Source organism: Arthrobacter sp. SPG23, from assembly GCF_000876655.1.
In the GTDB taxonomy this organism is placed as follows: domain Bacteria; phylum Actinomycetota; class Actinomycetes; order Actinomycetales; family Micrococcaceae; genus Arthrobacter.
The window spans coordinates 38,074-64,950 of sequence record NZ_JYCN01000017.1 but is presented as its reverse complement, the minus strand read 5'-3'; the positions used below and the strand labels follow the sequence as shown (position 1 = coordinate 64,950).

The window sequence follows — 26,877 nt, the reverse complement described above, 5'->3', positions numbered from 1 at the left end:
CTGCAGGTACGTCTTTGTCTTAGCTTTTACGATCCCAGCTTCCGGCTATGCAGTCCAATACTTATTACCCGCATGATCAATGAGAATTCAGAATCAATCGCGGCGGCCGCCGGCCGGGGCTCAGGCCTCATGAGCATCTATGAACATCCGGCAATAATCGATCACCCATTAGGTATTGGACGGCGAGTAATAGCCGGTGCAAAAGTGGGCTGGTGAAGACGATCAAAATCCACGACACGGGCGCGACCGTCCACGTCGAACTCAACAGGCCAGAAGTCCGCAACGCCATAGACCAGCTCATGGTGGACGAGTTGCACACCGTGTGCGGGGATCTGGAGCGGAAGCCCAGAATCCTCATCCTCTCCGGGGCGCAGCTTCCCTCCGGGGGCATTTTTGCGTCCGGGGCGGACATCGCCCAGCTCCGCGACCGCCGCCGCGACGACGCCTTGGCCGGTATCAATTCCGGCCTCTTCCAACGCATCGCCAAACTGCCGATGCCCGTCATCGCAGCCATTGACGGCTTTGCACTCGGCGGCGGCGCCGAACTGGCCTACGCGGCGGACTTCCGGATGGCCACGCCACGGGCAAAGATCGGCAATCCCGAAACGGGGCTCGGCATCCTGGCCGCAGCCGGAGCCGGCTGGCGCCTCGTGGAACTCGTGGGCGAACCCCTGGCCAAGGAGATACTGCTGACCGGAAAAGTGCTTGACGCGGCGGAGGCGCTGGCTGTCCGGCTGGTCACCGAACTGCACGAACCAGACCAACTGATCGCCGCAGCCTTCGCACTCGCGGCCCGGATCGCAACGCAGGATCCGCTGGCTGTCCGCCTTACCAAAAGCGTCCTGCATGCACCACGATCCGCCCACCCTGCCATTGACGAACTCGCCCAGGGCATCCTCTTTGAATCAGAGGCAAAGTTCGACCGGATGCAGGCATTCCTCGATCGAAAAAAACACAAAGGAGCCACCAAATGACTATCTCCACGTCCATCACAGAAACCCCTGACGCAGAAAGCCCGGGCGTTCCCAAGAGGGTAGGCGTTCTTGGCGGAGGCCGGATGGGCGCGGGCATCGCCCACGCGTTCCTGGTCTCCGGGGCGGAGGTGACCGTCGTCGAACGGGACGCGGCGGCAGCCTCAGCGGCCCGCGACCGTGTCACCGGCACGCTTGCTACGGCCATCGAGAAGGCGGCTGTTACCGAAGACCTGGACTCGCTCCTTGGCCGCTTTGCGGTCTCAACGGACGCCGCTGATTTCGGCGGTGCCGGCCTCGTCGTCGAAGCGGTTCCGGAAGACTTCATACTCAAGCAGGAGGCGCTGCTCAATGTTGAGCGGAACCTAGGCCCGGAAGCGTGGATTGCCACGAACACCTCGTCGCTGTCCATTACCAAGCTGGCCGCCACCCTCACCCGGCCGGAGCGGCTCTGCGGGCTGCACTTCTTCAACCCGGTCCCGGCGTCGACGCTTGTTGAAGTTGTCCTGGGACCCCAGTCCGCCGCTGAGCTCGCTGACGCCGCCACCGGCTGGGTGCGCGGGCTGGGCAAGACGCCGATCGTGGTCCATGACGCCCCCGGCTTTGCGAGCTCGCGCCTGGGCGTTGCCATTGCGCTGGAGGCCATGCGGATGCTGGAAGAAGGCGTGGCCAGCGCGCAGGACATCGATGCCGCCATGGAACTGGGCTACCGGCACGCCTCCGGACCGCTGCGCACCACTGACATCGTGGGCCTGGACGTCCGCCTTGGAATCGCCGAATACCTCCACGAAACGCTCGGCGAACGGTTCGCGCCGCCCCGGATCCTCCGCGAGATGGTGGCGCGCGGCGAACTCGGGCGCAAGTCCGGCAAGGGGTTCTACGACTACTCCTGAACCGCCCCGCTCAGGGAATGGATGGCAGCCAGCGATCTTCGCTGGCTGCCATTGCGTTTCTGGCCGCCATTGAGTTTAACGGGACATTCCGCGCCCTTGTCGCGCGCACGCCTCAGGCACGTCGCTCACACGCTCAAGATCCGCAGGCCTTCGGGTGCGGGATCATCGACGAACGCCGGCCAGCCCGGACCGTCCGTGTCTGCGGCCGGGAATTCGTGTGCGGCCGTGAATTGGTGCCATTCCGGGAAGGGGTCCTCGGGCAGTTTGAGGTCGGGATCCCGGCCGGTCTCTTCGGCGGCCAGGATGTGGTCCGGCCAGCGGGGTGGTTCCCAGTCCTGGTGTTCACTGGGGTAGTGCCGGCCTGACGGTGAAGTCCACCCCGGCGGGTTGTTCATGCTGGCACCGGTTGGCTTCCATGTCGAATTGTGTTTAAGGCGGTGGTGCTTGCGGCATGGCTGGCCCAGGTTTGAGATGCCGGTGGTGCCCCCGTCTGCCCAGGCGAGCAGGTGGTCTGCTTCATTGTCCAGGGAGTGGTTGTTACAGCCGGGGAAGGGGCATTTGCCGTCGCGGAGCCGGAGCCACTGACGTTGGGCCTTCGTGAGCCGGTAGCTGGTCCGTCCGATTTCCAGGGGTGCCCCGTCTCGGGGGTCCGTCAGGACGCGGTAGAAGGAATCGGCGCCGTCGGCGATCAGCCGGCGGGCCATGGACGGCGGGATCGGGCCGTGCCCGTCCAGCATGGAGGGTTCGTCCGTAGCGCCCAGTAGTGACAAGACCGGAACAGTGATGAGGACTTGCGCCCTCGGGGACGGGACGTCCCCGGCCAACCCGGTGAAGTTGGTGAGGAGCCAGGTGGCGGCGACGTCGGCGCGGAGCTGGGTGAGGGTCCTGGCCTCGTCCGGGCCTTGCATGGAGCGGGCGGCGGCGGTGGTCCGTTCCCAGATGCCGGCAGCAGTGTGGGCCGGGAGGTAGGCGGAGAGCCAGGCCATGCCGTCCCGGTCCGGGACGTACTCGACCCGCCGGTCGGCGGCGCTTTTGGCGAAGCGTTTTTCGATGTTGACCGGGTGGTGGCGTTCACGCCAGGAGCGTGCTTTGGCCCGGAACCGGGACGGCACGAGGTCCCCGGCCGGGCAACCGCGGGCGGGGTTTGGCGCACCGGTGTCCAGGAAGTGTGCTTCCAGTGCGGCCGCGCCGTCGGGATCCAGGGTGGTGGTTTCGTCGACGATGATCCGGGCGTGCTGCCAGGAGATCGTCCCGGCTTGAAGCGCCGTCAGCGTCAGCGGCAGCACCGTGGTCAGCGTCTGGCATTCGTGCAGGAGGGCTCCGGCGGAACGTTCGCTGACGGTCAGGACGCAGGCGACCTCGGCCACCAGGGCCATCTCCTGGACGGCGCGTTCGCGTGGGGACGACGCCGGTGGGGCCAAGGCCCGGGTTGCCTGCAGATATTCCGCGGTCAGCCTCACCTTCAGCGCGGCGGTCCGGGCTTCCTGTCGAGCTATTTCGGCGAGACCGTCCAGGCATGCATCCGCCAGATTCCGCATCGGATCGGTGGCCGGCAGCAGGTCTGCGCCGGTTTCGATGAGGGACTCCAGCGCAGCAGTGGAGGCAGAGACGGCCGCCATGGCCTCCCTGCTCTCCGCACTCCAGGCTGTGCTGCTGTCCATACCCACAGCATCTCAGGAGCCACTGACAACAATGATGAAACTGGCCACTGGCCGGCGAATGCTGGAATGCCAGCGCCTCGGGGGGTCCCGGTTCGCGGATCCCCCTTTACACCGAACGGCGGCTGCCGCACCCCCAAGGTGCGGCAGCCGCCGTCGCTAGCTTTGGACTTCGTTACTCCACTGGAGCGAGCACCTTCAGGTCGAAGCCCTCATAGCCCGCTTCGCGGACTTCGGCGAGCTTGTTCCGGTAGTTGCCCAGGCCGGCGAGGTAAAACATGACGGTCTTCTTCTTGCCCGGGATGTTCGCGCCGAAGATCCAGGAGTCGGCCTTCGGGAAGAGCGTCATGTCGGCGATCTCCTGGCAGGTCCGGGTCCATGCTTCCTCGGCCTCCGCCGTCGGCTCCACCGAGGCCACCTGGCCGGCTTCGGCGTCGCTGATCAGCTGCGAGATCCATTCAACCTGGGCCTCGATGCTCGGCGGCAGGTTGGTGAAGGGGCCGTTAGGGCCGAGGATCATGAACATGTTCGGGAATCCGGCGGTGGTGACACCGAGGTAGCTCGTGGGCCCGTCCTGCCAGTGCTCCTTGATGGTCAGGCCGTCGCGGCCGCGGAGGTCGATCCGGGTGTAGTTGCCGTCCACGGCGTCGAAGCCGGTGGCGAAGATCAGGACATCGATCTGGTGCTCCACACCGTCCGACGTCCTGACGCCTGTGGGCGTCACCTCCACGATCGGCGTCTCCTTGACGGACACCAGCTCCACGTTGTCGCGGTTGAACGTGGCGTAATAGCCGCTGTCGCACAGGGGCCGCTTGGCATAGAGGTCGGTCGGAGTGAGCTTGCGGGCGGTCTCCGGGTCCTTGACGATCTCGGCGATCTTGCTGCGGACGAACGATGCCGCTGCTTCGTTGGCGTCCCGGTCCGTGGCGATGTCGCCGAAGGTGTTGAACATGAATCGGAATCCGCCGCCGGTTTCCCAGGCCTTCTGGAACACGGCCCGGCGTTCCTCCTCGGAGACGCTCATGGCCGGAACGGTGCTTTCCTCGAATCCGAACGCGACGCCGGATCCCCGGACCTGCTCCCAGATCTTGCTGTAGTCCTTCTTGACTGAGGCTACGTACTCGGGGGTGACAGTGGTATTGCCCACCGGCACGCTGTACTGCGGGGAACGCTGGAAGACGGTGAGGTGGTCCACCTTCGGTGCGATGGCGGTGATGATCTGCAGGCCCGTGGAGCCGGTGCCGATGACGCCGACGCGCTTGCCCGTAAGGTCCACACCTTCGGGCCAGGCGCCGGAGTGGTAGATCTTGCCTTCGAACGAGTCGATGCCCGGGATGTTGGGGATGTTGGTGGCCGAAAGCAGGCCCAGGCCGTTGACGATGTACTTCGCCGTGATGGTTTCCCCGGTGTCCGTGCCGACGATCCAGCGATCGGTGGACTCGTCGTAGTGGGCGGACGTGATTCCGGTGTTGAGCTGGATGTCCTTGCGCAGGTCATACCGGTCCACGACATGTTCGAGGTAGCTGAGGATTTCCGGCTGGGTCACGTACTTGTGGGTCCAGTTCCATTCGTTCAACAGTTCGTCGTCGAATGAGTAGCGGTAGACAAAGCTCTCGGTGTCGGAGAGGGCGCCCGGGTAGCGGTTCCAGTACCAGGTGCCGCCCACGCCGCCGGCGCGGTCGAAGGCGCGGACGTTGAGCCCCAGCTCGTTGCGCAGCTTGTGCAGCATGTAGATGCCGCCGAAGCCGGCACCAACGACGACGGCGTCGAGTTCAGTTGTGCGGGCCGTGGGCCCTTGTTCTTCAGCCATGGTGAAATACTCCTTTGTCTTTCAGGTCTGGTGTGGGTGGCCGGGGCTTAGTACTTGTACCAGCCGGCGATGCGGGCGAGTTCAGCGTCGGCAACTTCGGAGTTGCCGGCCAGGAACGGGTAGACGTGCTGCTGGCCTTCGGCGATGGAGAGGGTCACGTCAACGCCGGCCGCCTCGGCAAGTGCGTTCAAGCGGGTGGCGTTGTCCACGAGGGATTCGACCGAACCTGCCGTGATGTACAGGCGGGGGAACCCGGTGAAGTCGGCGTAGAGCGGGTTGGCCAGCGGGTTCTTCGGATCGACAGAGTCGCCGAGCACGCCGGCGATCATGCCCTCGAGCAGCGGCACGCTGATCAGTGCGTCCGTGGCGTCGTTGGTGATCAGGGTTTCACCCTTGTTCTCCATGTCCAGCCACGGAGAGAACGCGATGACCTGGCCGGGCTGCGGCTCTCCCTGCTCTTTCAGAGCCAAGGCAATGGCGATCGCCAGATTGCCGCCGGCGGAGTCGCCAATGGTGGTGATGTCGTGCGGGTGGATGCCGCTGTCAACCAGGGCCTTGAAGGTGGCTACGCCGTCTTCAACCTGGGCGGGGTGCGGGTGCTCGGGTGCACGGCGGTAGTCCAGGACGAAGGTGACGACGCCGAGCGCCTTGGCAACGTGGCCGGCAAGCTTGCGGTGGCTGGACGCCGAGCCGACAGCGAAGCCGCCGCCATGGGTGTACAGCAGCACCTTCGTGCGGTCGGCGCCTTCCGGGAAGGCCCAGATGCCGGGGACGCCGCCCACGACGTCTTCCTTGTACGTGACCGCTTCGGGTTCGCGGGTGGGCTGGTGCCATTCGTCGAAGATGCTTCGGAACAGGCGCATCGTCAGGTTGGGGGTGGTGGCGATGATGTCCGACCAGTCGGCGTAGAGATCACGGAGAGCGTCGGTCGCCTGGGAAGTTTCGGTCACTGGTGCTTCGGTCGAGATTGTCATCTCATACTCCTTCGTATGGAGAGCGTCCCGAGCGTTGCCCGGGGTGCGAATGGTTCGGATGGTTGGCTGCGTTGCCGCTATATATAGCCTGCGTCACATTTGTGCCGGCCCAGTGTTCCACTTTGAAACACCGGGCCGGCACGGATCACTGGCGGCGCGGGGCCTACTGCGTGGTGTAGCCGCCGTCGACGACGAGTTCGGAGCCGGTCACGAAGGACGACTCGTCCGAGGCAAGGAAGAGCACGGCCTGGGAGACCTCCTCCGGCCGCCCCGGGCGCCCCAGGATGGTTGTTCCGAGCACGGCCTTCGTGCTTTCAGGGGTGGCCATGAGTTCTTCCGTCATCTGGGTGTCAATGACGCCGGGGTGTACCGAGTTGACCCGGATGCCGTACTTGGCAAGATCCACCGCAGCTGCTTTGGTCAGCAGGCGCACGGCACCCTTGGACGCCTGGTAGGCGGCCGCACTGGGTGCCCCGATGAGACCGTAGATCGAGGAAATGTTCACAATGGATCCGCCGCCTGCTGCCTGGAGCGCCGGCGCCGCCAACTTGCAGCCCAGGAAGGTTCCCTTGGCGTTGATGTCCAGGGTCCGGTCCCATTCCTCTTCGTCCGTCTCGTCGAGGGTTTTGAGGATCAGGATGCCGGCATTGTTGACTAGGACGTCCAGCCTGCCGAATTCCTTGACGGTTTCCTCCAGTACGCGCTGCCAGTCGGCAGAGCGGGTGACATCATGCGTGATGAAGAGCGCGGAACCGCCGGCGTCGCTGATCTCTTCGGCAACCGCCTTGCCTGCGGCTTCCCGGACGTCAGTGAGGACGACCTTGGCCCCCTCGGCGGCGAGGAGCAGGGCGTGGGACCTGCCCATGCCCTGGGCTGCCCCGGTGACGATTGCAACTTTTCCTGACATGCGTCCTGCCATGGTCATTCTCCTTTGAATGCAACGTGTCGGCACGGCTATTCCGGCGCGACGAACCCTCGAGGGCTAGCGCAATCCTGCGTGACGCAGATCTCAGAATTGTGTTCCGATGTGGAACACCCCTGCAGCCGCAGCTATCCGCCCGACCGTTTGATTGTTGCCCTGCACGCATCAAAGGTGCCGTGATTTAGTATTGGATACTTATCAGCTCCGGTGCCATTCTTGAATCAATACAGTCTGCGCAACGATGCGAGGTCACCATGCACGCTTTTGCCGTTTTCCAGGACAGCCCCCTGATCCAGGACATCGAACTACCGGACCCGGTACCCACAGGAACCCAGGTCCTCCTCAGGGTCATCCGTTCCGGCGTGTGCCACACGGACACCCACCTTCGTGAGGGTTCCTACGACCTGGGCAGCCGGGGAGCCCTGAAGCTGGTGGACCGTGGCGTCACCTACCCGCTGGTCATGGGGCACGAAGTCGTGGGTGTCGTCGAGAAGGTGGGCGACAACGTCCACGGGACCAAGCCCGGAGACGTCAGGCTGGTCTACCCCTGGATCGGCTGCGGCACCTGCCGGGATTGCCTGGCCGGCCGCGACAATGTCTGCGCGAACGGACGCAACCTCGGCGTCACAGAGCATGGAGGTTACGCCGAGCAGATCCTGGTCCGCGACGAGAAGTACCTGGTGGACATCGAGGGCCTGGACCTGAGCTGGGCTGCCACCCTGGCCTGCTCGGGGCTGACGGCCTTCAGCGCCGTCAACAAGGTCCTTCCGCTGGGACCTGACGACCCTGTTGTAGTGATCGGCGCCGGCGGAGTGGGACTCACTGCCATCGCTACCCTGAGCGCGCTGGGGCACCAGGCCATCTGTGCCGTCGACATCTCCGAGCGGAACCTGGAGCTGGCACGGGAGGTCGGGGCAACCACCACCGTGCAGTCCGCGGACCAGGGCCTCAGCGCAAAGATCGTGGCGGCCATCGGCGGCCCGGTAGCGGCCGTCATCGATTTCGTGAACAACAGCCAGACGGCACCCGTGGCCTTTGACTCCCTGCGCAAGGGCGGACGCCTGATCCAGGTGGGGCTCTTCGGCGGAGAACTGACGGTACCCACCGCGCTGATGGCCCTCAAGATGCTCACCATCCAGGGCAGCTTCGTGGGGACTCCGGACGAGCTGAACCAGCTCGTCACCCTGGCCAAGCAGAACGCCATCCCCCACATCCCGATCATCGACGCAGGCCTCTCCGCCGAATCCGTCGGAGAGAGCCTGGACAAGCTGACGCATGGCGGCGTGCCCGGACGCGTCGTCCTCCGCGCGGCAGTCGGAGCCGAGGGCTAACCCTGCCATGCAAACTCCCCGGAACGTTCCCGACGACGCCCTTCGCGCTGCCCGGGAGCACCTGATCCGCCGCGGGCTCCGGGACGGGACACAGCTGTCGGAAATCGTCTCCCAGGACATCGAGCATAGTTGGCGCCGCTCCATCGGCGTGGAGGCTTCGGCACGGCCCGAGGCGTTCCTGTTCGTCAATGATTTCGACCCTGACGGAATCCTTATCCGGGCAGCCAAGAGCGTGATGGACCATTGGCTGGAAAGCCTCAACGGCATGGGCATCTCCCTCTTCCTGAGTGACCAGTCCGGGCAGATCATCGCCCGCAGGCTTGGGGACAGGACGCACGGCAACCGGTTCGACGAGTCCAACGCAGCGGAAGGGTTTAGTTTCTCGGAGCGCGCTGTCGGGACAAACGGTCTCGGCACCCCCATCGAAGGGCGTCAAGCCGTATTTGTCCGCGGAGCCGAGCACTTCAACGATGCACTGGCATCCCTGACGTGCGCCGGGGCGCCGATTTTGCACCCCGTCACCCGACGGGTGATCGGGTCCATTTCGTTCGCCTGCGACAACGGACTGGACAACCCGCTCATGCTGGCCATGGCCCGGGAAGCGAGCCGGCAGATTGAACGGCGCCTGCTCGATCTCGGCAGCGCAACGGGACTCGCCCTGGGGATGTCGCAACTGCGTTTGAGCTCCTCGAAGGCTCCCGTCATCATGCTCGACGCCCAGGCTGTGATGACCAACGTCTCCGGCCTGGCTGTCATGAGCAGCGAGCTGCACACCACTTTGTGGGAACAACTGCGGGGGCTTGAGTGGACCGAAGCCAAACAAACCATTGAAATTCCGTCGCTGAACGTGGATGCCACAGTTCAGCGCCTTGACGATTCCGGCGGGAGTTCGGCTTTCGCCCTGGAACTTTCCCGGGTTCCGGATGCCCCCACTACTCAGCGGAAGGCCGACGCCGATGCGCCCGGCGCCGACTCGTCGGGTGTTGGGGCAGCGTTTCCGCACGTCATGCGCAACGCCTTCGACAAGGCCGGCCGGGGCCCCGGGGCGATCGTTGTGTGCGGTCAGGGCGGCTCGGGCAAGCTCCACCACACACTTGCCTGGCTCAACGGCCAGGACTCAGGTCCGAATCCGTTGATCCTCGATGCCTGCCTTCTTCCCGAAGAGAAGGATGCCACGTGGTTTTCCGCCTCCCGCAAGGCCATCACGGAAGGTCGAAGCGTTGTCCTGCGCCATGTTGAGGATCTCCCCCGAAGTGAGCTGAACAGGCTCAAGGCGCTGCATGCGGCAGTCCGCCAGCAGCCCGCGGCCCGGAGCACTGGTACGCCGGTGGAGCGCGACACTGTGGCCCCCTCCCAGGCCCGGCTGGTTCTGACCATGAACCCGGACGCGTGCCCGGACTTTGTCTCCGAAGTGGTGTCCCAGATCGCTGCGCGCGTGAATGTCCCGACGTTGTCCGAGACGAAGGAGCGCATCCCCGTACTGGCGGCGCATTTCCTGGACGCGGCGGCACCTGCGGAGAGATCCACGCTCTCGGCAGTGGCCCTGCAGGGGCTGATGCGCTGGCGCTGGCCGGGCAACGTCGCTGAACTGCGGGCCACCCTTGAAGCGCTGGGTCGGGCACATCCCGGCCGCGTTTTGCAGGGCAATGACCTTCCGGAACATCTCCGGAACACCGGCCGGCGGCAACTGTCCAAACTAGAATCACTGGAGCGGGACGCCATCGTGGCCGCGCTCGAGCAGAGCGGCGGGAACCGTTCCGTGGCCGCCGATTCCCTGGGCATGGGCCGAACCACCCTTTACCGGAAGCTACGTGCGCTGGGGATCGAAACACCCGAGTCCATGGCACCCTGACCCGGTTCCGCTTCGGGCCCGCCGCTGCTGAAGGAAATAGGCAGCCGTCCCGGTCAAGGTCGCGCTAAACTGGATCGATCATGACAGGCGCCCAGCCCCGTCTTGTGGCCTGGATCGTAGTCCTTGCCACCCTCCTCACGGCCTGCGCGCCCGCGACACGCCTCGACGGGACCGCCACGGATCGAGCGATCACGACCTCCCCGGCCCTTCCCGCCGCGGGCGATACGGCCTTCGACCCCCGCCGGAGCCCAACGCCGGCGCCGACTCTGATTCCCACCCCGACGCTGGTTCCCACGCCGCCCCCGGTGCCCCAGCCATTCGCCCTCAACCTCTACCAGGAGGGGGACTTCGTGCCGCAGTACACCTTTGACTGGTGTGTTGCGGCGAGCATCCAGATCATGCACAACCTCATCGACGACACGGGGGCCGGCACGTGGGCCGATCGCGTACAGCAGGGCGAGCTGTGGGAGATGGCCCGGGCACGGTCGTCCAACTCGTTCAACGGTGCCAACCCCCTGGGTTGGGCGACAGTGCTGACCGAGGTCGGGATGGGGCCGTACGCCGTCGTCAGCATCGCCGACTACGAGGACGCGCTGCAGACCGCTGCGCGCGCCATCGCCGATACGGACCGGCCGGTCGGGCTGGTCCTGTGGCGCGGTCGCCACGTATCGGTGATGAGCGGCTTTGAGTCACTCGGCGATCCCCACCAGTTCCCGGAGTTCTCGGTCACCGGCATCCGCGTCCAGGATCCGCTCTACCCGTACGGGGGCGAGCAGTGGGGTCCGTCACCCGCGCCCAACAGCCTGCTCACCCCCGAGCAGCTGGCGACGCAGTTCGTGGTCCGCGAGCCGCGACGCTGGAGCAGCGATCTGCCGACCGGCTACCTGCTGGTGCTGCCGGTCGCCCAGGCATGACGGGGCCGTGGCCGGGCCCCGCGATCAGGCTTGCGGCAGGATCCGCTCAGCCAGCTCCAGGACGGCCCGCAACGCCGGGCTGGAGTGATCCCGGCGCCAGGCCATGCGCAGCTCCACCGGAATGGTCTTGTCCACCAGTTTCACGAAACGCACATGGGGGTCCGTGACGGCATCGGCCACGGAGGACAGCGTCAGGGTGCAGCCCACCTCCGCCCCGACCAGCGAGAGGGCGGTCCAGGAATCCGGAACGATCTGCACGATGTCCAGCTCGAACCCGGCGGCGTGCGTCAGGCGGCGGAGCCGGTCATTCAAGACCGCACCCGCGTGCGCGGGCAGCGACACGAAGGAGTCACCCCGGAAATCGGCCATCCGGGCCTCGCCGGCATCGGCCAGGCGATGGCTGGCCGGCACGGCCACCACGAGCTCCTCCGCCGCAAGCAGCCGCGTATCGATCCCGGCAGCAATGTAGTCCCAGCGCCCGAGGGCGATATCCATGTCGCCGCTGACCACCCGGTCCATGGCAGGCTGCGCAAAATTCTGGCTGAAGAGCTCGATCTGGATGCCCGGGTGGTCGCGCCGGACCTCCCGGGCGAGCCTGCCGACCAAGGTATGGGTCGAGGCACCGGCGTAGGCCACCCGGACCCGGCCCACCTCGCCCTTGTCCGCGGCACGGACTGCGATGCTCGCCCGGCGGGTGGCATCGATGATTTCCGTCGCCGGTCCGATGAATGCCTCACCGGCCCCGGTCAGCTTGACGCTGCGGGTACTCCGGTCGAAGAGGCGCGTTCCCAGCTCACGTTCCAGCTGCTGGATGCTGCGGCTGACCGGGGGCTGCGCCATGTGCAGCTTCTCTGCGGCCCGGCCGAAGTGCAGCTCTTCCGCCACGGCCAGGAAGGCGCGGATCTGTTGGATCTCCATTCAACCGATTATTGCACCTGATGCAACAAAAGGCCCATCAATAAGTATTGGACGGATAGCAATGCCGTCCGTCATGGTTGACGAAGAGAACACTATGCGAGGAGCCCTTCAATGGACAGCCAACACTCCCCCGCCCCTGAGACGTCGCTATTCGGCCGCAGTTCAGGCGGCCCGCTAAGCGGCATCCTGATCGCAGATTTCGGCCGGGTGCTGGCCGGCCCGTACTGCACCATGCTGCTGGCCGACCTTGGCGCAACCGTGATCAAGATCGAGAGCCCGGCAGGAGACGAGACGCGGGCATGGCGCCCGCCAGTCCGCGGAAACGACTCGACGTATTTCCTCTCGATCAACCGCAACAAGACTTCGATCAAGCTCGATCTTCGCGACCCGGACGATCGCAGGACGGCACAGCGCATCGCGGAACGGGCCGACGTCGTGGTTGAAAACTTCAAACCGGGTGACCTGGTGCGCTACGGGCTGGACTACGACACCGTCGCGGCCACCAACAAAGACGTTGTGTACGCCTCGATCACGGGCTTCGGCACCGCCGGCGGCGCCCAGCTCCCCGGCTACGACCTGCTGATCCAGGCCCTCTCCGGAATGATGGACCTCACCGGAGGGCCGGACACCGAGCCCTTCCGCGCCGGCGTCGCGGTGTTCGATGTGATTACCGGCCTTCATGCCTGCATCGGCATCCTCGCCGCCCTGCGGCACCGGGACCGCATCGGCGAAGGCCAGCTGGTGGAAATGAACCTCATGTCCTCCGCCCTCTCCGGCATGGTGAACCAGACGGCGGCCGTTGTATTGGGCGGCGTGGTTCCGAAGAGGATGGGCAACGAACACCCCAGCATCTACCCCTACGAGCCTCTCGACACCGGCGACGGGAAGCTTGTCATCGCGATCGGCAACGACGCCCAGTACCGCACGTTCTGCGACGCAATCGGCCGGCCCGAGCTGGCCACGGACCCTCGCTTCGAGAAGGCGCCGCTCCGCAGCGCCAACCGCACCGAACTGCGTCCACTGCTGGTGGAGTCCCTCTCAACGCGGACCGCCTCCGAGTGGTTCAACATCCTCACCGAAGCCAAACTCCCGTGCGCACCGATCCAGGATCTGCGGGCCGGAATCGAATTCGCCGAGCGGATCGGCCTGGAGCCCGTGGTGACAGTGGGGCACGGCGAGAGCGCACAGCCCGGGGTGCGCAACCCCATCCGGCTGTCGAAGACCCCGGTGACCTACGACCTCACCCCGCCCGACCTGGACAGCGGAGCCGGGCTGGTGCGCGCCTGGCTCGGCGACGACGAACACCTTCTGGCCGGTGCCCTTGCCGGCACCTCCACACAATCCCCCGAGGAGCACTGATGACCACCACCGCAACGGACCTGTCCGTCAATTCCGACTTCTATGTCCTGGATGACTACCTCAACGACACGGACCGTGCGCTGATCGCCCGGGTTCGTTCCTTCGTTGAACAGGACGTCACTCCCATCATCAACGAATACTGGGAGAAGGCGGACTTCCCGTACCAGCTGGTCCCGAAATTCGCCGACCTGGGAATCATCGGCACAGCAATCCAGGGCTACGGCTGCCCGGGCCTGACCCGCCTGCAGACCGGTCTTGTCGCCATGGAACTCTCCCGCGGCGACGGCAGCATCAACACCTTCAACGCAGTCCATTCCGGCCTGGCGATGGGGAGCATCAACCTGCTGGGCAGCGACGAGCAGAAGCAGCGCTGGCTGCCGGCGATGGCCAGACTGGAAAAGCTGGGCGCGTTCGCGCTGACGGAACCGGAGCACGGCTCCGACTCGGTTGCCCTGGAAACCTCCGCGCGGCTGGACGGCGACCACTACGTCATCAACGGTTCCAAGCGCTGGATCGGGCTGGGCCACGTCGCGGACCTCGTCATCATCTGGGCCCGTGACACCGCGGACCAGAAGGTCAAGGCATTCGTCCTGGAAAAGAACGACGACGGCACGTACCCGGCCGGCTACCACGCCGAGGCGATCACGGGAAAGATGGCCAAGCGTGCCATCCAGCAGGCGCAGATCGAGATCGACGGCCTGCGGATCCCGGCGGGGAACCTGCTGGCCAAGTCGACGTCCTTCCGCGACGTGGGAACGGTGCTCAACACCACCCGCAGCACCGTGGCCTGGGAATCGCTGGGCCATGCCACCGCCGCCTACGAGATGGCGGTCAAATACGCCCGGGAACGCGTCCAGTTCGGCAAGCCGATTGCCAGCTACCAGCTGGTGCAGAACAAACTGGCCAACATGCTCGCGGACCTGACAGCCATGCAGCTGATCTGCTTCCGCACTGCTGCGCTGCAGGACAAGGGCCAGCTCAGCAACGAGCAGGCCTCCCTGGCCAAGATGTTCACCGGGGAAAAGGCGCGGACGCTATGCCGCGACGCCCGGGATATGTTCGGCGGGAACGGCATCCTGCTCGAAAACCACGTGGCGCGACACCTGACGGACATGGAAGTGGTCCACACCTATGAAGGCACCGACTCCATCCAGTCGCTGATCCTCGGACGGGAAATCACGGGCCTTTCCGCCTTCGCCTAGCCTCTTCCGGGTCCACAAAAAGCACGGCCATCCAGCGGGAAGGCCGTGCTTTTCTGGTTCCAACTTGCCTCAGCCTTCGGTGTTTCATATCGGAACACTTGTGGCCTGCATCACTCTCCTAGTGTGGAAGTCAACAGGAAAGAACTACCTCCCCTGCATGTTTCGAAGGAGAAACACATGGCAAGCACCACCTCATCGCGGCCGGCAATGACGCCCCGCCGGGCAGCGATCGCCGCACTACTGGGCAGCGCACTCGAGTACTACGACTTCTTCGTCTACGGCGCCGCGGCCGCCCTCGTCTTCAACGTCCTCTTCTTCCCGTCCGGCGACCCCACCGTTGCCCTGATCGCATCATTCGCCACCTTCGCAGTGGGTTACGTCGCCCGTCCTGTCGGCGCCGTGGTGATGGGACACTTCGGCGACCGGCTCGGCCGCAAGCGCGTCATGCTTGCCACGGTCATCTTGATGGGCATCGCGTCGTTCGCCATCGGCTGCCTGCCCACGTTCGACCAGGTGGGCCTGCTGGCCCCGGCACTGCTCGTGGTCCTGCGCGTTGTCCAGGGCTTCTCCGCAGGTGCCGAATCGGCCGGAGCCTCAACACTGACCGTTGAACATTCCCCGGTGGGGCGCCGCGGATTTTTCACCAGCTTCGTGATGGTGGGCTACGCGGTCGGCTGCTCGCTGGCGACAATTGTCTTCCTGCCGGTGGCACTTCTGCCTGCCGAGATGCTGTACAGCTGGGGCTGGAGGATTCCCTTCTGGCTGAGTGCCGTCGTCGTCGTCATTACCTACTACGTGCGCAGCCACCTGGAGGAAACCCCGGTGTTCGCAGAGGCGAAGGAAGTAAGCGCAGTCCGCAAGCTGCCGCTGGGCGACGTGTTCAAGTACCACTGGCGCGATGTGATCCGCGTGGCCGGATCATCACTGCTGGCAGCGATGCAGACTCTGTTCGCCGTGTTCAGCCTTTCCTATGCAACCTCGGTCGGGGTTGACCGGAGCGTCATGCTCGCGATCATCTCCGGAGCAATTGCATTGTCGATTGTGACCATTCCCGCCGCCGGCTACCTCTCCGATATCATCGGCCGGAAGCGGACCATGCTGATCTCAGCAGTGGGGTGTTCGCTCACGCTCTTCGGGTATCTCTGGGCGATCTCGACGACGGACGTCCTGATGATCGCGGCCTTCGCCTTCGTCAATATGAGCCTGTTCTTCAGCTGCTACAACGGCGTGTGGACCTCGTTCTTCGCCGAACAGTTCCCGGCACCGGTCCGGTTCACGGGCATGGCCGTCAGCAACCAGCTCGGCAACCTGCTCGCCGGCTTCGCTCCGATGGTCGCAGCGATGCTCCTCGTCCCCGGCCCGTCGGGCTGGCTCCCGGTAGCTATCTTCGGCGCCATCGCCGCAGGAATTGCGGCAATCGCGGTGATCGCCATGCCCGAAACGTCGAAGACTCCCACCGAATTGCTGGGTGGTCCGAGGGTTGCCGTCATGAAGGCTGAGATGGAGTCTGAGAGACTCGCTGCCGCGAACGCGGGGTAATCCCTTCCCCGCACCAAGCCGGAGACCTGATGCAACCGCCCGCATTCCTCGCGAGAGGGGTGCGGGCGGTTGCACACGGTCAGGCCGTGAACGCAGGAAGCAGGGTGGTGACGAGGCGTTTGCCGAAACCTTTATCCATGGGGGCGCCGCTCAGGAAGAAGCGGTAGTAAATGGGGCCGAGGAGTAGGTCGGTGACTACTTCCGCGTCCAGGCCGGCCCTCAGTTCCCCCTTGGCGATTCCGTACTCCACCAGGGCGCTCACATCGGCCAGCCGGTGGCTGACCACCCGCTCACGGTACACCTGGGCAAGCTCCGGATCGGCGGCGACCTCCGAGACCAGGCCTTTCATGATCCGGCCCATCACTGAAGTGCACATGAGCTCTACGGTCCGGTCCACCAGCTTTGCCAGTTCGCCGGCCGTGTCACCAACGTACGGCCGGGTGCTCACGTCACCCACCATGTCCAGCAGGACCGCCAGGGCAAGGTCGTTCCTGGACCGGTAACGGCGGTAGATCGTTGTCTTCGCCACTCCCGCCCGTGCCGCGACACCTTCCACCGTCAGGCTGCCGAAACCCTCCTCGCCCAGCAGTTGCCGCGTGGCATGAAGGATCTTCTGTTCGGACCGGGCGCGCCGTCCCGAATGTCCGGAGGCCGCCTGTTGCCCCGCGTCGGCGCCAGCCGGAGAACCGCCGGACTGCTTCGGAGAATTCATTCCTCAACCACCTTTCCGCAGCTCATCTTACGGTGCTACTATTGTAACGCTACGTAGCGTTTCGCAACTAATTCCGCGAGGCTACCTTCACAGATCAAGGAATCCCGATATGAGCACCGATCGTTACCAGCGCGGCCTCGACCGCATGATGGAACTCGTCTCCACCGAGCACTCCAACACTTTCGACCACGCCAAGCTCGTGGAGTCCTACAAAAGCCTTGACGCTGAACTCTCCGACTACATCGTTTCCTTCGCCTTCGGAGACATCTATTCCCGAACCAGCCTGACCCAGCAGGAACAGACGATGGTAACCATCTCCACGCTGGTGGCTTTGGGCACGGAACCCCAGTTAAAGCTGCACATGAATGTCGGGTTCAACGTGGGCCTGACCAAGGAAAAGATCGTCGGCACGCTGATCCAATGCATCCCCTACATTGGCTTCCCGCGCGTGCTCAATGCCCTGACCCTGCTCAAAGAGGTCATGGCGGAGCGGGGCCTCAGCCCGGAATCCGCCGACTAACCCCTCACCCCTCATCACAACTAAGGAGCACCCATGCATTTGGTCATTGGACTCGGGCCCATCGGCGGAAACATCGGCGCGCATCTCGCCGAACTGGGACAAGAGGTTTACGGCTACGACTTCAACACCGACCGCATCCGCGAGTGGTCAGCGGAAACCAACTCACCGGCCGGCAACGAGATGAACGCCGTTGACTGGTCCTCCGTGGACAGCGTCCATATCGCCGTGCGGCTCGCGGACCAGGTCTCCTCCGTGTTCGAGGCGCTCAAGGACCACACATCGCAGCCGCTGACGGTCTTCGTCCACACCACGCTTGCGCCCGCAGACGCCCGCAGAATCTTCTCCTCTGCACCGGAAAACTGGCGTACGTTCGAGGCCCCCGTCTCCGGCGGCCCCCAGGGCGCCCGCCAGGGCACGATGACTATATTCTTTGCCGGGCCCGTCCCCACCGCGGGAGAGGACAGGCTGCTGGCCGACATCTCCGGCCGCGTCTTCCGGATGGAGAGCTACGGCCAGCCGGCCCTGGTGAAACTCCTCAACAACACCCTGGCCACCTACAACCTGGCCGCGACCGCACGGGTGCTCAACCTTGCTGCCGAACACGGAGTACCGGCAAAGGACCTTTTCGAAGTCATCGGCGTCTCCACCGGACAGAGCTGGATGAGCGACAACCTCATCGACGTCCAATATGACCTGCTGCTCAAAGACGTGGGCCTGCTCCGCGGCGAACTCGGGTCCCTGCCCACAGGCGACCTCAACGACGATGTGGAACAGGCCATCCTCCAGGCACGCACCCTCCTGGACTCCGACGCCCCGATCCGGTAGGGCCGGAAGCCCGGCCAGGGGCCCCGGAGTAGGATCGCTCACATGGAATTCGTCGTCATGTACAGCCTGCGCGCAGGTACCGACCGCCCGCGTCTGATGGAGACCTACCCCCGCCATAAGGCCTACTACGAAGCCTTCCGCGCCGCCGGCGGTGGACTCATCGCGCTGGGCCCGTTCCAAACGACGGATCCGGCCGCCGGGTCAATGGGCATCTTCCGCTCACGCGAGGATGCCGAGCGGTTCATCGCCCAAGATCCGTTCGTCACCGAGGGCCTCGCGGAGCCACGCATCCTCGAATGGAACGCCGTGCGCTTCGAATAATGGTCATGCGACGCTTCCCAGCCACTCCGGCAGGCGGGGAATCTGTCCTAAGAGGCCCAGTCGGCGTCGTCGTAGGGGCGGCCGCGGAAGTGGGCACGGAGGTACTCTCCCACGACGGCCGCCCCCAGGTCCCCGGTCCCGGGCGCAACCACCCGGCCGTCGATGCGGCGGACCATGCGCTGGACGAACCGCTCGAGCCCCGGGTCATCACCCAGCCGGAAAAACGTGGCCTGCGTGCCTGCACGGCCGAGACGGTCGAGCTCTGCGATCGTGACACGGATGGTCTCCGGGTCCGGCGGGTAGTCGAACCATGAGTCTCCCCCCGGCAGCAGGTGCGCGGTGGGTTCACCGTCGGTGACCACCAGGAGGACGGGCTGCATCGACGGATGCTGGCGGAAGAACCGGCCGGCCAGCAGCAAACCGTGATGCAGATTGGTGCCCTGCTCCCGCAGGGCCGGAAGGGCCGTCAGCTCGCCGATGTCCATGGACCGGGCGTACCGGCCGAACGCGATCAGCTGCAGCCGGTCCCCGCGGAACCGCGTTGAGACGAGATGGTGCAAGGCGAGTGCGGTGCGTTTCATCGGCACCCACCGCCCCTCCGCGGCCATCGAAAACGATACGTCGACAAGCAGCGCGACGGCGGCCTGGGTGCGCGCCTCCGTCTCCGTCACCTCGATGTCGCCCACCCCGAGGCGCACTCCACGGCTCGGGTCACCGCCGTCGGCCATCGTACGGCGGATCGCGTTCGTCATGGTTCGCGTGACGTCCCAGGCACCGGCATCCCCGAACTCCCATTCCCGGCTGGAGCCGGTCTGCTCACCGGCTGCCCCGGCGACGCGCGTATCCCGGCGCCCCTGCCGGCCCGACAGCTGCCTGGCGGTGTCCCGCAACAGTGACTTGCCGAGCCGTCGCATGGCCTGCGGTGACAACCGGAGGTCGCCGTCGGCGCCGCGTCGCAGGTAGCCGCCGTCCTGCATCGCCCGCTCGATTTCCGCGAGGGTGCGGGCCGTCACGGCGGCATTCTGCCCGAGTTGGCGGGCGAGGGCATCCAGGTCCAGGTCGTCGAGTCGTGACCCGTTATAGGACTGCGAGAGCTGTTCGGCGAGGTCGTCGAGTTCAGCGATGTCCTGGAGCACGCCGGTGCCGTCGCCCAGCCCGAGTCCTTCCTCCCCCTCGAAGCGTTCGGAGCCTGTCCAGTCCTCCCCCGGGCGCAGCGCCCGCAGGCTGGCATCGAGCTGATCGAGCTGCGCCATGAGTTCGGGTGACCCGAACGCCTGCGCCGACAGCCGCATCAGCTCATCACGCTGCTCCGGCGACATGGATTGCAGGAGCCGCTGGGCCGCGGCCGCGCGCCGGGCGAGAGCGTCCACCAGCTCCTCGACCGACTGAGGATTCTCCGGAAAGTGGTGGCCGTGACGTGACATGAACTCCTGAAAATCAGCGTCGGTGTCTTCGCCGCGGCGGTGCTTGCCGAGCAGCTCGTTGAGGTCGCGCAGCATCCCGCTCACGGCAGCGCGGTCCTCATCAGTAGCGTTCTCGAGTGCTTGCTTCATTCCTGCGAACCGCTGCTCCAGCACCTCCCGGCCCAGAAGATCCTTGATCCGGTCGTAGGCCTCGCGGGCGGTACTCGACTGCCAGTCATAGGAGGCGAGTTCGTTGACCGCTGCCGCCGTTGAACGGGGCAGGTTCTGCAGCTGCATCTCCCTGAAGGCGCGGTCGGTGTTGTCCATCATGGCATCGCGGGCGAGCTGTTTGCGTTCCTCCAGCACCGCAGTATCCAGCAGTTTTTGGACCTCGCTGAGGGTGCCGTCCAACCGGTGGCGGCTCAAGAGCTCATTCCGGCGCTGTTGAACGCGGCCGGCGAGGTCGTCAAGACCTTCACGGTTGCGGCCGCCGCGCCGCAGGTATTCCTGCAGCGCCCGCCGGGGTGAGTAGCCCGCCATGACGTCCTCGGCGATCGCGTCGAGCGCCTCCGCCAGGTCCACCGGCGGGGCGAGCGGATCAGGTCCTCCCCTGTACCGGCCGTACCTGGAGTTGTGCACACCCATGATGCCGCCTATCCCTAGCCCTGGTTCCTAGCCGTAGATCGTCTCTTCGTCGTCGGACTCCTTCGAGATCCGCCGCGCGAGGAAAAGGCCCTCCAGTGCGAGTTCGATTGCGGCGGCGCGCTGGCCGTCGTTTTTGGCGTTCAGGCGCCCGCTGATCTCGTCGTAGAGGGGTGCCCCGTCCAGTGGAGGGAGGTTCTCGAGGAACTCCCGCGCCGTGACATGATCTCCGGTGGTTACGGTCCGGTGGCCGTCCAGCGCCGCAACGAGCGGGCCCAGGTCGATACCTTGGTAATGCGCCCGAACGGCTTCGGCAGTGGCCGTGCGGAGGAGGTGGTCGAGCACGGCTTGTTCACGCCCTTCCTCCCCTGATTCGAACTCAATTTTTCCCGTCAGGACCTCCACTGCAGTCTCCAAATCGATGATCCGGGCAACTGCCTCGTCCTCCCCGCGGACGCTGGCCCGCCGCAGCGCCGCGGCGGCGACGGTTTCTGCGCCCGCAATGGCGAAACGCGCCGAAACGCCGGACGTCTGGTTGATGGCCGGAGACTGGCGCAGCGCGCGGGTATAGCGTGCCAGGATCTCAAGGATCACGGGCGGGACGTCTGCCACCAGCCGCCCCTCCTGCCGGATGACGGACACCTCGTCCTCCAGCTCTATCGGGTAGTGGGTCCGGATCTCGGCACCGAAGCGGTCCTTCAGGGGCGTGATGATCCGGCCGCGGTTGGTGTAGTCCTCCGGATTGGCGGACGCGACGACGAGCACGTCGAGCGGCAGCCGAAGCACGTAGCCGCGGATCTGGATGTCGCGCTCTTCCATCACGTTGAGCATCGCAACCTGGATCCGCTCGGCGAGGTCGGGCAGTTCGTTAATCGCGATGATCCCGCGGTTGGAACGCGGGACCAGGCCGTAGTGGATGGTTTCCGGGTCGCCCAGCCGGCGGCCTTCAGCCACCCGCATCGGGTCGACGTCGCCGATGAGGTCTGCGACGGACGTGTCCGGGGTGGCGAGCTTCTCGACGTAGCGTTCCGAGCGGTGCCGCCATGACACGCGCAGCCGGTCCCCTTCGGTGAGGACACGGGCGCGGGAGTGTTCCGTGATCGGTTCGAAAGGGTGTTCGTTCAGTTCCGATCCCTCGATCACCGGGGACCACTCGTCGAGCAGTCCCACCAGGGTGCGGAGGAGCCGTGTCTTTCCCTGGCCCCGTTCGCCCAGCAGGACCACATCGTGGCCGGCGATCAGGGCACGCTCGAGCTGGGGCAGAACGGTTCGGCTGAAACCGTACAGCCCGGGCCAAGGATCACGGCCGGCGGCGAGCGCGGCGAGCAGGTTGCCGCGGATCTCGTGGCGCAGATCCTTCAGGACATGGCCTGCTGCACGCAATTCACCAACGGTGAAAATATCGGGACGATCACTCACTCCTCTACCGTAGTCCTCGAACGTGCGGCGAATCGAGGGAATTGCCCAAAGATTCCCGCGCACGTGCCCCCGGTAAGAGAACCGTCCGTCTGCCCCCGGCCGGGCTTGCGAAGCACGTGGGAGCGGCGAACGTTAAGCTGGATGGTGATGACTGCAGCAACGCCGTCGGCACCAGCGACACCGCAGAACACCCTCCTCCTTCTGGTGCGCCACGGGGAGACGCCCACCACGGGCATGGTGCTGCCCGGCCGCACCCCGGGACTGCACCTGTCCGAACGCGGGCAGGCCCAGGCAGAACGGGTCGCGGACCGGCTCGCGGGCCTTGCCGTGGACGTCATCTACTCCTCGCCGCTGGAGCGCGCCCGCGAGACTGCAGAGCCCACGGCGGCCCGCACCGGACTCGCAGTGAACCAGGACGCCGGCCTGCTCGAGTGCGACTTCGGCGACTGGACCGGTGCCGCGCTCGCCGAGCTGGCGGGCCTGCCGGAGTGGCAAACCGTGCAGCGGACTCCGTCGGCCTTCCGCTTCCCGAACGGCGAAAGCTTCGCGGAGATGCAGGCCCGGATCGTGGGGGCGCTGGAGGTGCTGTGCGCCGCTCACGCCGGGGGCGTCGTCGTCTGCTTCTCCCACGCCGACCCCATCAAAGCCGCCGTCGCCCACGCCCTGGGCACGCAGTTGGACCACTTCCAGCGGATCGTCATCAACCCGGGGTCCGTTTCGGCCATCTCCTATGCGGAGGGCCTGTCCCCCGCAGTGCTGACGGTGAACTCGACCCTGGAGCCCTTGAGCGGACTGAGGGCATCGTGACGTGGGACTGCCGGTGTCCGGGCGGGAGCTGACTCTGCTCACGGAGGGTGCCGTCGAGTTGCTGGGACGGATCCCGCGCGGCAGCAACGCGACCTTCCTGGCCCAGGTCTCGTGCGGGCACGACTCCGCCTGGGCGGTCTACAAGCCGGAGGCCGGGGAACGGCCGCTTGTCGATTTCGAGCCCGGACTCTACCGCCGCGAACGCGCGGCGTACCTGCTCAGTGAGCACCTGCAGTGGGGAATCGTGCCGCCCACCGTGATCCGCGAAGACTCTCCCCTGGGGATCGGGTCGCTCCAGTGGTTCGTCGAGGGTGACTTCCGGGAGCACTATTTCACCCTCTACGCGGACTCGCCCCAGATCCATCACATCCTGCTGCAGATCGCCTTGTTCGATTGCGTCGCCAACAACACCGACCGCAAGAGCGGTCATGTCCTGCGCGGCCACGACGGACGGTTGTGGGGCATCGACCACGGGCTGTGCTTCTCGGCCGACTTCAAACTCCGCACCGTGATCTGGGACTTCGCAGGTGCCCCCATCCCCGCTGCACTGCTTAAGGACATCGCACCACTCGCGGAGGACGTGCCGCCAGAGGTTGCCGAGCTCCTCGACCACGCGGAGGCCACTGCTCTGCGGCGCCGGGTCCAACGGTTGCTCCGCGAAGGCGTGCTTCCGGTTGACCCCACCGGCATGCGTTACCCGTGGCCGCTCGTGTAAGTGACGTCGCCTTCGAGCCACCGACCGACCCCGCCCGATAGCCGGCGGGCATGGAAGGGCCTGATGACCACTGTTGTGCGGGGCCGACGTCGGATAAACTCGGGTCCCCGGTCCATCAACCCGACGTCCCGACGGTTCGTCCATTCCGCTAGACCGCCGGGCTGAGCAGAGAGGCCAGCCATGGACTTCGCCGCGGCCAACGATCACCCGCTGGATCCTTTTCCCCATTACGCGAGAATGAGGGAAGCCGCCCCCGTCTTTCACGATGAGCAATCGGGCAGCTGGCATGTGTTCCGGTACGACGACGTGCAACGGGTGCTGTCAGAACATGCCAGTTTTTCTTCACGGATGGGCGGCGACGATCCCTCCGAGACAGGCCAGCTGTTCGCCTCGAGCCTGATCACCACTGACCCGCCGCGGCACCGGCAATTGCGCTCCCTGGTGACCCAGGCGTTCACGCCGAAAGCCGTGGACGCACTTGCTCCCCGCATCTCCGAGCTGACGCAAGAACTGCTGGACGGGTTCGCTTCCCGCGGCGGGGCCGACCTGATCGAGGAGCTGGCGTACCCGTTGCCTGTCATCGTGATCTCGGAACTCATGGGTATACCCTCGGGTGACCGGGACCGCTTTAAACAGTGGTCCGATGTGATCGTCAGCCAAACGCGCACCAGTGCGACGACGGAAGACCACCAGGCCACTAACCGGGAAATGACCGGATACTTCCTGGACCTCATCGAACAGCGACGGAGTCGGCCCGGCGATGATCTGATCAGCAACCTGCTCGCCGCCGAGATCGACGGGCAGAAACTAAACGTGGCCGAGCTGCTTGGCTTCTGCGCCCTGCTGCTGGTCGCCGGCAACGAAACAACCACGAACCTGATAGGCAACGCGGTACTTTGCTTTACCGAGGTGCCCGGCAGCATGGAGCGGTTAGTGACGGAACCATCACTGCTCCCCCAGGCCGTCGAAGAAGTGCTCCGCTTTCGGTCCCCCGTCCAGTCCATGTACCGGGTGGCAGTCGCCGAGACCACTTTGGGCGACGTTCAGATTCCGGCCGGCGCCCCCGTAGTAGCGTGGATCGGCTCCGCAAACCGCGACGAGCTGCAGTTCCAGCGCGCTGCCGAGTTCGACATCGACCGGGGCCAGTCCCGGCATCTGGCTTTCGGCCACGGCATTCACTTCTGCCTCGGGGCACCGCTTGCAAGACTCGAAGCCAAGATTGCGCTGGAAGCCCTCCTGTCCCGGCTGCCGGGACTGACCCTCGCTCCGGGAGCGCACCTTGAACGGATGGACAGCACCATCGTCTACGGGTTGAAGACGCTCCCGACCGGCTGGCAGGCAACCTGACTGCGGGCCGGCATGCCCCCCTCACCCACTAGGACGCCCCTACTTTAGCGTGCGAGGGGCCGGGCTCTTCGATTGCGCCCATGTTGTGCAACGCTGGTTGCATGGATCTGGAGGTGTCGCCCGCGCTCACGATTCCCGCCTCCGAGCTCGGCTGGCGGTTCTCGCGTTCGTCCGGGCCCGGCGGTCAGCACGTCAACACCTCGGACAGCCGCGTCGAACTCTTCTGGAACATCGGCGGGTCCGCGGCGCTTTCGGACAACCAACGGCGGATGCTGCTCACGCGCCTCGAAAGACGCCTGATCTCCGGGGTCATCACCGTGACCGCCTCCGAGCAGCGCTCACAGCTGCGCAATCGCGAGATCGCCCTGGCGAAGCTCTCCGGCCTGGTGGCAGAGACCCTTGCTCCCGAAGCTGCCCCCCGGCGCCCAACAAAACCCACCCGGGGCTCAAACCGCCGGCGCCTCGCAGCCAAGCAACAGCGGGCGGCCACAAAACAGCAGCGAAAGCGGCCGTACGCCGATTAGGCCGGCTACGGCTGCCGGCCGTCCATTCCGGGGTTGAGCCTCGCGACTGCCGCCGACAAAGCGGTGGCGAAGCCGCACCAGAGCGCATAAGGGGCCAGCGCCACGCCGGCGCTGCGGTTCAGGCGGTACGTACGCCGCACGAGGTCTGCGCTGCTCGCAGCCAGCACTGCGGCCTCCAGCGCGGCCAGCCACGGCCGGCGGGCACGCCAGAAGAGCCAGCTCCACGTCGCGTTGAGAACCAGGTTCGCGGCCAGGGCGCCGCGGTAGGCGCGTGCCTCCCGCCGCTGCCTGCCCGGTCGGCCGGCACTCTCGGGCACCCTTTGACTGTCGAGGGCGACGGCGGAACTCACGGCAAGGTCCGCGTAAAGGGCCGTCCACACGACGGGAAAGGCAAGGGCGGGCGGCTGCCAGTCCGGCTTCCGCAGCCGCTGATACCAGCGGCTATCAGGATCTGTCGCCACCGCCCCGGCCGCTGCGGTGGCTGCGGTCGCGGCTGCCGTCCACGCTACTGTCAAGAGTTTCATGCTTGGCCCTCCTGGACGTGGGCCCGGATGGCGCCGATCACCGGCGCCGACCCCTGCATGCGGTACACATCTATGGGTCTGGAGCCGAGCTGCACATTGGGGCTGCACATCCAGAGCATGGCCTGGGCCGGCGTGAAGGCACCATGGAGGTGCCCGACGAGGGCGTCCAGGTCCGCAAGCTGGAGCCGGCCGGCCGCGTCCGGCGCGTCCTGGCCCGATGCCCAACGATCCAAGAGTCCGATACTGACGCCCAGCAGGGGTGCCGCGGCTTCAGAACCCAGCGAATTTATGAGCCTTTCGGCTATTGCCCTCGGGCTATAGCCGGGGGCGTCCCTCAACTCTGAGAGGCTGGCGAAAACCGTGGTGGCAGACAATGCCGGTTCTTCGGCGCTGGTTTCCTGCATCTGTTCCATGACGCAATGCTATGGATTGACGGCCCCCCGGAGTAGGGCCACAGGGCCTCCTGGGCACTGGTCACCAGGCGGTCCGGGTCACGTGCGCACCGCTACAGCGGCGGCCACAATTCGCGATCATACCCACGCAGGCCGCCATTGCCTGCGGCTGTCCCGGCAACGCCCGGATCCGTGGACGGAAGGTCGCTGTCCTTCGCCTCCGGTGCTGCCGCAGCTGGCTTTCCGGTGCCAAGTCCCGGCCCTCCTGCCGCCTCTGAATCCCTGGCCATAGTCATCCCCTAAATCATTCGGCTGACGACAGACCGGCTCGAATATGTGCCGCCATCTGCCTCAGCTGACACTAGCCGCAGGGAAATCAACCC

25 protein-coding genes are annotated in these 26,877 nt (G+C 65.7%); 15 read left to right on the top strand and 10 right to left on the bottom strand.

The window, feature by feature from the left end:
- Positions 1-212: 212 nt before the first annotated feature.
- A complete protein-coding gene (locus TV39_RS10145; RefSeq protein ID WP_235347340.1) occupies positions 213-974 on the top strand; it encodes an enoyl-CoA hydratase/isomerase family protein in 762 nt (253 codons plus the stop codon).
- A complete protein-coding gene (locus tag TV39_RS10140; RefSeq protein ID WP_043481221.1) occupies positions 971-1,864 on the top strand; it encodes a 3-hydroxyacyl-CoA dehydrogenase family protein in 894 nt (297 codons plus the stop codon). The genes TV39_RS10145 and TV39_RS10140 overlap by 4 nt, the downstream gene beginning before the upstream one ends.
- 125 nt (positions 1,865-1,989) lie before the next feature.
- Here the strand turns inward: TV39_RS10140 and TV39_RS10135 are convergent, their stop codons facing one another.
- The 4 genes from TV39_RS10135 to TV39_RS10120 form a co-directional block, all read right to left on the bottom strand.
- Positions 1,990-3,525: an HNH endonuclease signature motif containing protein gene (locus TV39_RS10135; protein WP_082049662.1), complete on the bottom strand. Its 1,536-nt coding sequence runs from the start codon at positions 3,523-3,525 to the stop codon at positions 1,990-1,992.
- Positions 3,526-3,697: 172 nt separating this feature from the next.
- The gene (locus TV39_RS10130) at positions 3,698-5,332 is read right to left on the bottom strand and encodes a flavin-containing monooxygenase (protein ID WP_043481220.1); all 1,635 of its coding nucleotides are present in this window, start codon (positions 5,330-5,332) and stop codon (positions 3,698-3,700) included.
- 47 nt (positions 5,333-5,379) lie between these two features.
- Complete coding sequence (locus TV39_RS10125; RefSeq protein WP_043481217.1) at positions 5,380-6,306, bottom strand: alpha/beta hydrolase; 927 nt, start codon at positions 6,304-6,306, stop codon at positions 5,380-5,382.
- A gap of 163 nt (positions 6,307-6,469) precedes the next feature.
- Entirely contained in the window at positions 6,470-7,225 is a 756-nt protein-coding gene (locus tag TV39_RS10120) for a glucose 1-dehydrogenase (protein ID WP_043481450.1), read from the bottom strand.
- A 257-nt stretch (positions 7,226-7,482) separates the two neighbouring features.
- Here TV39_RS10120 and TV39_RS10115 point away from each other — a divergent pair, with 257 nt between their 5' ends.
- From TV39_RS10115 to TV39_RS10105, 3 genes are all read left to right on the top strand, one after another.
- A complete protein-coding gene (locus TV39_RS10115) occupies positions 7,483-8,559 on the top strand; it encodes an alcohol dehydrogenase (RefSeq protein WP_043481215.1) in 1,077 nt (358 codons plus the stop codon).
- A 7-nt stretch (positions 8,560-8,566) separates the two neighbouring features.
- A complete protein-coding gene (locus TV39_RS10110) occupies positions 8,567-10,411 on the top strand; it encodes a sigma-54-dependent Fis family transcriptional regulator (protein ID WP_043481213.1) in 1,845 nt (614 codons plus the stop codon).
- An 80-nt stretch (positions 10,412-10,491) separates the two neighbouring features.
- The gene (locus tag TV39_RS10105; RefSeq protein WP_043481210.1) at positions 10,492-11,325 is read left to right on the top strand and encodes a hypothetical protein; all 834 of its coding nucleotides are present in this window, start codon (positions 10,492-10,494) and stop codon (positions 11,323-11,325) included.
- A gap of 24 nt (positions 11,326-11,349) precedes the next feature.
- Here TV39_RS10105 and TV39_RS10100 read toward each other — a convergent pair whose 3' ends face one another.
- Entirely contained in the window at positions 11,350-12,243 is an 894-nt protein-coding gene (locus tag TV39_RS10100; RefSeq protein WP_043481208.1) for a LysR family transcriptional regulator, read from the bottom strand.
- Positions 12,244-12,354: 111 nt separating this feature from the next.
- Here TV39_RS10100 and TV39_RS10095 point away from each other — a divergent pair, with 111 nt between their 5' ends.
- From TV39_RS10095 to TV39_RS10085, 3 genes are all read left to right on the top strand, one after another.
- Positions 12,355-13,602: a CaiB/BaiF CoA transferase family protein gene (locus TV39_RS10095; RefSeq protein ID WP_043481201.1), complete on the top strand. Its 1,248-nt coding sequence runs from the start codon at positions 12,355-12,357 to the stop codon at positions 13,600-13,602.
- Positions 13,602-14,804, top strand: coding sequence for an acyl-CoA dehydrogenase family protein (locus TV39_RS10090; RefSeq protein ID WP_043481198.1), 1,203 nt, complete (start codon positions 13,602-13,604; stop codon positions 14,802-14,804). Before TV39_RS10095 ends, TV39_RS10090 begins: the two co-directional genes overlap by 1 nt.
- Positions 14,805-14,981: 177 nt before the next feature.
- Positions 14,982-16,343 (top strand): MFS transporter, encoded by a 1,362-nt coding sequence (locus tag TV39_RS10085; RefSeq protein ID WP_052500557.1) that lies wholly within the window; start codon positions 14,982-14,984, stop codon positions 16,341-16,343.
- Between the two features lie 79 nt (positions 16,344-16,422).
- Here TV39_RS10085 and TV39_RS10080 read toward each other — a convergent pair whose 3' ends face one another.
- Positions 16,423-17,055 carry a TetR/AcrR family transcriptional regulator gene (locus TV39_RS10080; RefSeq protein ID WP_043481196.1) on the bottom strand — a complete coding sequence of 211 codons (633 nt, stop codon included), beginning with the start codon at positions 17,053-17,055 and terminating at the stop codon, positions 16,423-16,425.
- Between the two features lie 109 nt (positions 17,056-17,164).
- Between TV39_RS10080 and TV39_RS10075 the strand changes: the two genes are divergently transcribed.
- From TV39_RS10075 to TV39_RS10065, 3 genes are read left to right on the top strand one after another with little or no spacing between them, the layout of a single operon-like run.
- The gene (locus TV39_RS10075) at positions 17,165-17,575 is read left to right on the top strand and encodes a carboxymuconolactone decarboxylase family protein (RefSeq protein WP_043481194.1); all 411 of its coding nucleotides are present in this window, start codon (positions 17,165-17,167) and stop codon (positions 17,573-17,575) included.
- A 33-nt stretch (positions 17,576-17,608) separates the two neighbouring features.
- Positions 17,609-18,400 (top strand): NAD(P)-dependent oxidoreductase, encoded by a 792-nt coding sequence (locus TV39_RS10070; protein WP_043481192.1) that lies wholly within the window; start codon positions 17,609-17,611, stop codon positions 18,398-18,400.
- Between the two features lie 42 nt (positions 18,401-18,442).
- Positions 18,443-18,721: a YciI family protein gene (locus TV39_RS10065; RefSeq protein WP_043481190.1), complete on the top strand. Its 279-nt coding sequence runs from the start codon at positions 18,443-18,445 to the stop codon at positions 18,719-18,721.
- Between the two features lie 47 nt (positions 18,722-18,768).
- Here the strand turns inward: TV39_RS10065 and TV39_RS10060 are convergent, their stop codons facing one another.
- Together TV39_RS10060 and TV39_RS10055 are read right to left on the bottom strand one after the other, a co-directional pair.
- Complete coding sequence (locus TV39_RS10060) at positions 18,769-20,769, bottom strand: vWA domain-containing protein (RefSeq protein WP_043481188.1); 2,001 nt, start codon at positions 20,767-20,769, stop codon at positions 18,769-18,771.
- Between the two features lie 27 nt (positions 20,770-20,796).
- The gene (locus TV39_RS10055) at positions 20,797-22,185 is read right to left on the bottom strand and encodes a sigma 54-interacting transcriptional regulator (protein WP_043481187.1); all 1,389 of its coding nucleotides are present in this window, start codon (positions 22,183-22,185) and stop codon (positions 20,797-20,799) included.
- A 141-nt stretch (positions 22,186-22,326) separates the two neighbouring features.
- Between TV39_RS10055 and TV39_RS10050 the strand changes: the two genes are divergently transcribed.
- The 4 genes from TV39_RS10050 to arfB all read left to right on the top strand — a co-directional run bounded on the left by TV39_RS10050 (position 22,327) and on the right by arfB (position 25,578).
- Entirely contained in the window at positions 22,327-22,992 is a 666-nt protein-coding gene (locus TV39_RS10050) for an MSMEG_4193 family putative phosphomutase (protein ID WP_043481185.1), read from the top strand.
- 13 nt (positions 22,993-23,005) lie between these two features.
- On the top strand, positions 23,006-23,707 hold the full coding sequence (locus TV39_RS10045; RefSeq protein ID WP_043481446.1) for an SCO1664 family protein: 702 nt from the start codon (positions 23,006-23,008) through the stop codon (positions 23,705-23,707).
- A gap of 237 nt (positions 23,708-23,944) precedes the next feature.
- Positions 23,945-25,054 carry a cytochrome P450 gene (locus TV39_RS10040; RefSeq protein WP_235347339.1) on the top strand — a complete coding sequence of 370 codons (1,110 nt, stop codon included), beginning with the start codon at positions 23,945-23,947 and terminating at the stop codon, positions 25,052-25,054.
- A 101-nt stretch (positions 25,055-25,155) separates the two neighbouring features.
- Complete coding sequence (gene arfB / locus TV39_RS10035) at positions 25,156-25,578, top strand: alternative ribosome rescue aminoacyl-tRNA hydrolase ArfB (protein ID WP_043481180.1); 423 nt, start codon at positions 25,156-25,158, stop codon at positions 25,576-25,578.
- 5 nt (positions 25,579-25,583) lie between these two features.
- Here the strand turns inward: arfB and TV39_RS10030 are convergent, their stop codons facing one another.
- Both TV39_RS10030 and TV39_RS21410 read right to left on the bottom strand, forming a co-directional pair.
- Positions 25,584-26,102 (bottom strand): TspO/MBR family protein, encoded by a 519-nt coding sequence (locus tag TV39_RS10030; RefSeq protein WP_043481178.1) that lies wholly within the window; start codon positions 26,100-26,102, stop codon positions 25,584-25,586.
- Positions 26,099-26,515, bottom strand: coding sequence for a hypothetical protein (locus TV39_RS21410; protein ID WP_144406384.1), 417 nt, complete (start codon positions 26,513-26,515; stop codon positions 26,099-26,101). The genes TV39_RS10030 and TV39_RS21410 overlap by 4 nt, the downstream gene beginning before the upstream one ends.
- Positions 26,516-26,877 lie beyond the last annotated feature (362 nt).

Coding starts and splice junctions, on each gene's coding strand:
- TV39_RS10140 (WP_043481221.1), top strand. CDS start 971: ATGACTATCTCCACGTCCATCACAGAAACCCCTGACGCAGAAAGCCCG.
- TV39_RS10135 (WP_082049662.1), bottom strand. CDS start 3,525: ATGGACAGCAGCACAGCCTGGAGTGCGGAGAGCAGGGAGGCCATGGCG.
- TV39_RS10130 (WP_043481220.1), bottom strand. CDS start 5,332: ATGGCTGAAGAACAAGGGCCCACGGCCCGCACAACTGAACTCGACGCC.
- TV39_RS10125 (WP_043481217.1), bottom strand. CDS start 6,306: ATGACAATCTCGACCGAAGCACCAGTGACCGAAACTTCCCAGGCGACC.
- TV39_RS10120 (WP_043481450.1), bottom strand. CDS start 7,225: ATGGCAGGACGCATGTCAGGAAAAGTTGCAATCGTCACCGGGGCAGCC.
- TV39_RS10115 (WP_043481215.1), top strand. CDS start 7,483: ATGCACGCTTTTGCCGTTTTCCAGGACAGCCCCCTGATCCAGGACATC.
- TV39_RS10110 (WP_043481213.1), top strand. CDS start 8,567: ATGCAAACTCCCCGGAACGTTCCCGACGACGCCCTTCGCGCTGCCCGG.
- TV39_RS10105 (WP_043481210.1), top strand. CDS start 10,492: ATGACAGGCGCCCAGCCCCGTCTTGTGGCCTGGATCGTAGTCCTTGCC.
- TV39_RS10100 (WP_043481208.1), bottom strand. CDS start 12,243: ATGGAGATCCAACAGATCCGCGCCTTCCTGGCCGTGGCGGAAGAGCTG.
- TV39_RS10095 (WP_043481201.1), top strand. CDS start 12,355: ATGGACAGCCAACACTCCCCCGCCCCTGAGACGTCGCTATTCGGCCGC.
- TV39_RS10090 (WP_043481198.1), top strand. CDS start 13,602: ATGACCACCACCGCAACGGACCTGTCCGTCAATTCCGACTTCTATGTC.
- TV39_RS10085 (WP_052500557.1), top strand. CDS start 14,982: ATGGCAAGCACCACCTCATCGCGGCCGGCAATGACGCCCCGCCGGGCA.
- TV39_RS10080 (WP_043481196.1), bottom strand. CDS start 17,055: ATGAATTCTCCGAAGCAGTCCGGCGGTTCTCCGGCTGGCGCCGACGCG.
- TV39_RS10075 (WP_043481194.1), top strand. CDS start 17,165: ATGAGCACCGATCGTTACCAGCGCGGCCTCGACCGCATGATGGAACTC.
- TV39_RS10070 (WP_043481192.1), top strand. CDS start 17,609: ATGCATTTGGTCATTGGACTCGGGCCCATCGGCGGAAACATCGGCGCG.
- TV39_RS10065 (WP_043481190.1), top strand. CDS start 18,443: ATGGAATTCGTCGTCATGTACAGCCTGCGCGCAGGTACCGACCGCCCG.
- TV39_RS10060 (WP_043481188.1), bottom strand. CDS start 20,769: ATGGGTGTGCACAACTCCAGGTACGGCCGGTACAGGGGAGGACCTGAT.
- TV39_RS10050 (WP_043481185.1), top strand. CDS start 22,327: ATGGTGATGACTGCAGCAACGCCGTCGGCACCAGCGACACCGCAGAAC.
- TV39_RS10040 (WP_235347339.1), top strand. CDS start 23,945: ATGAGGGAAGCCGCCCCCGTCTTTCACGATGAGCAATCGGGCAGCTGG.
- arfB (WP_043481180.1), top strand. CDS start 25,156: ATGGATCTGGAGGTGTCGCCCGCGCTCACGATTCCCGCCTCCGAGCTC.
- TV39_RS10030 (WP_043481178.1), bottom strand. CDS start 26,102: ATGAAACTCTTGACAGTAGCGTGGACGGCAGCCGCGACCGCAGCCACC.
- TV39_RS21410 (WP_144406384.1), bottom strand. CDS start 26,515: ATGGAACAGATGCAGGAAACCAGCGCCGAAGAACCGGCATTGTCTGCC.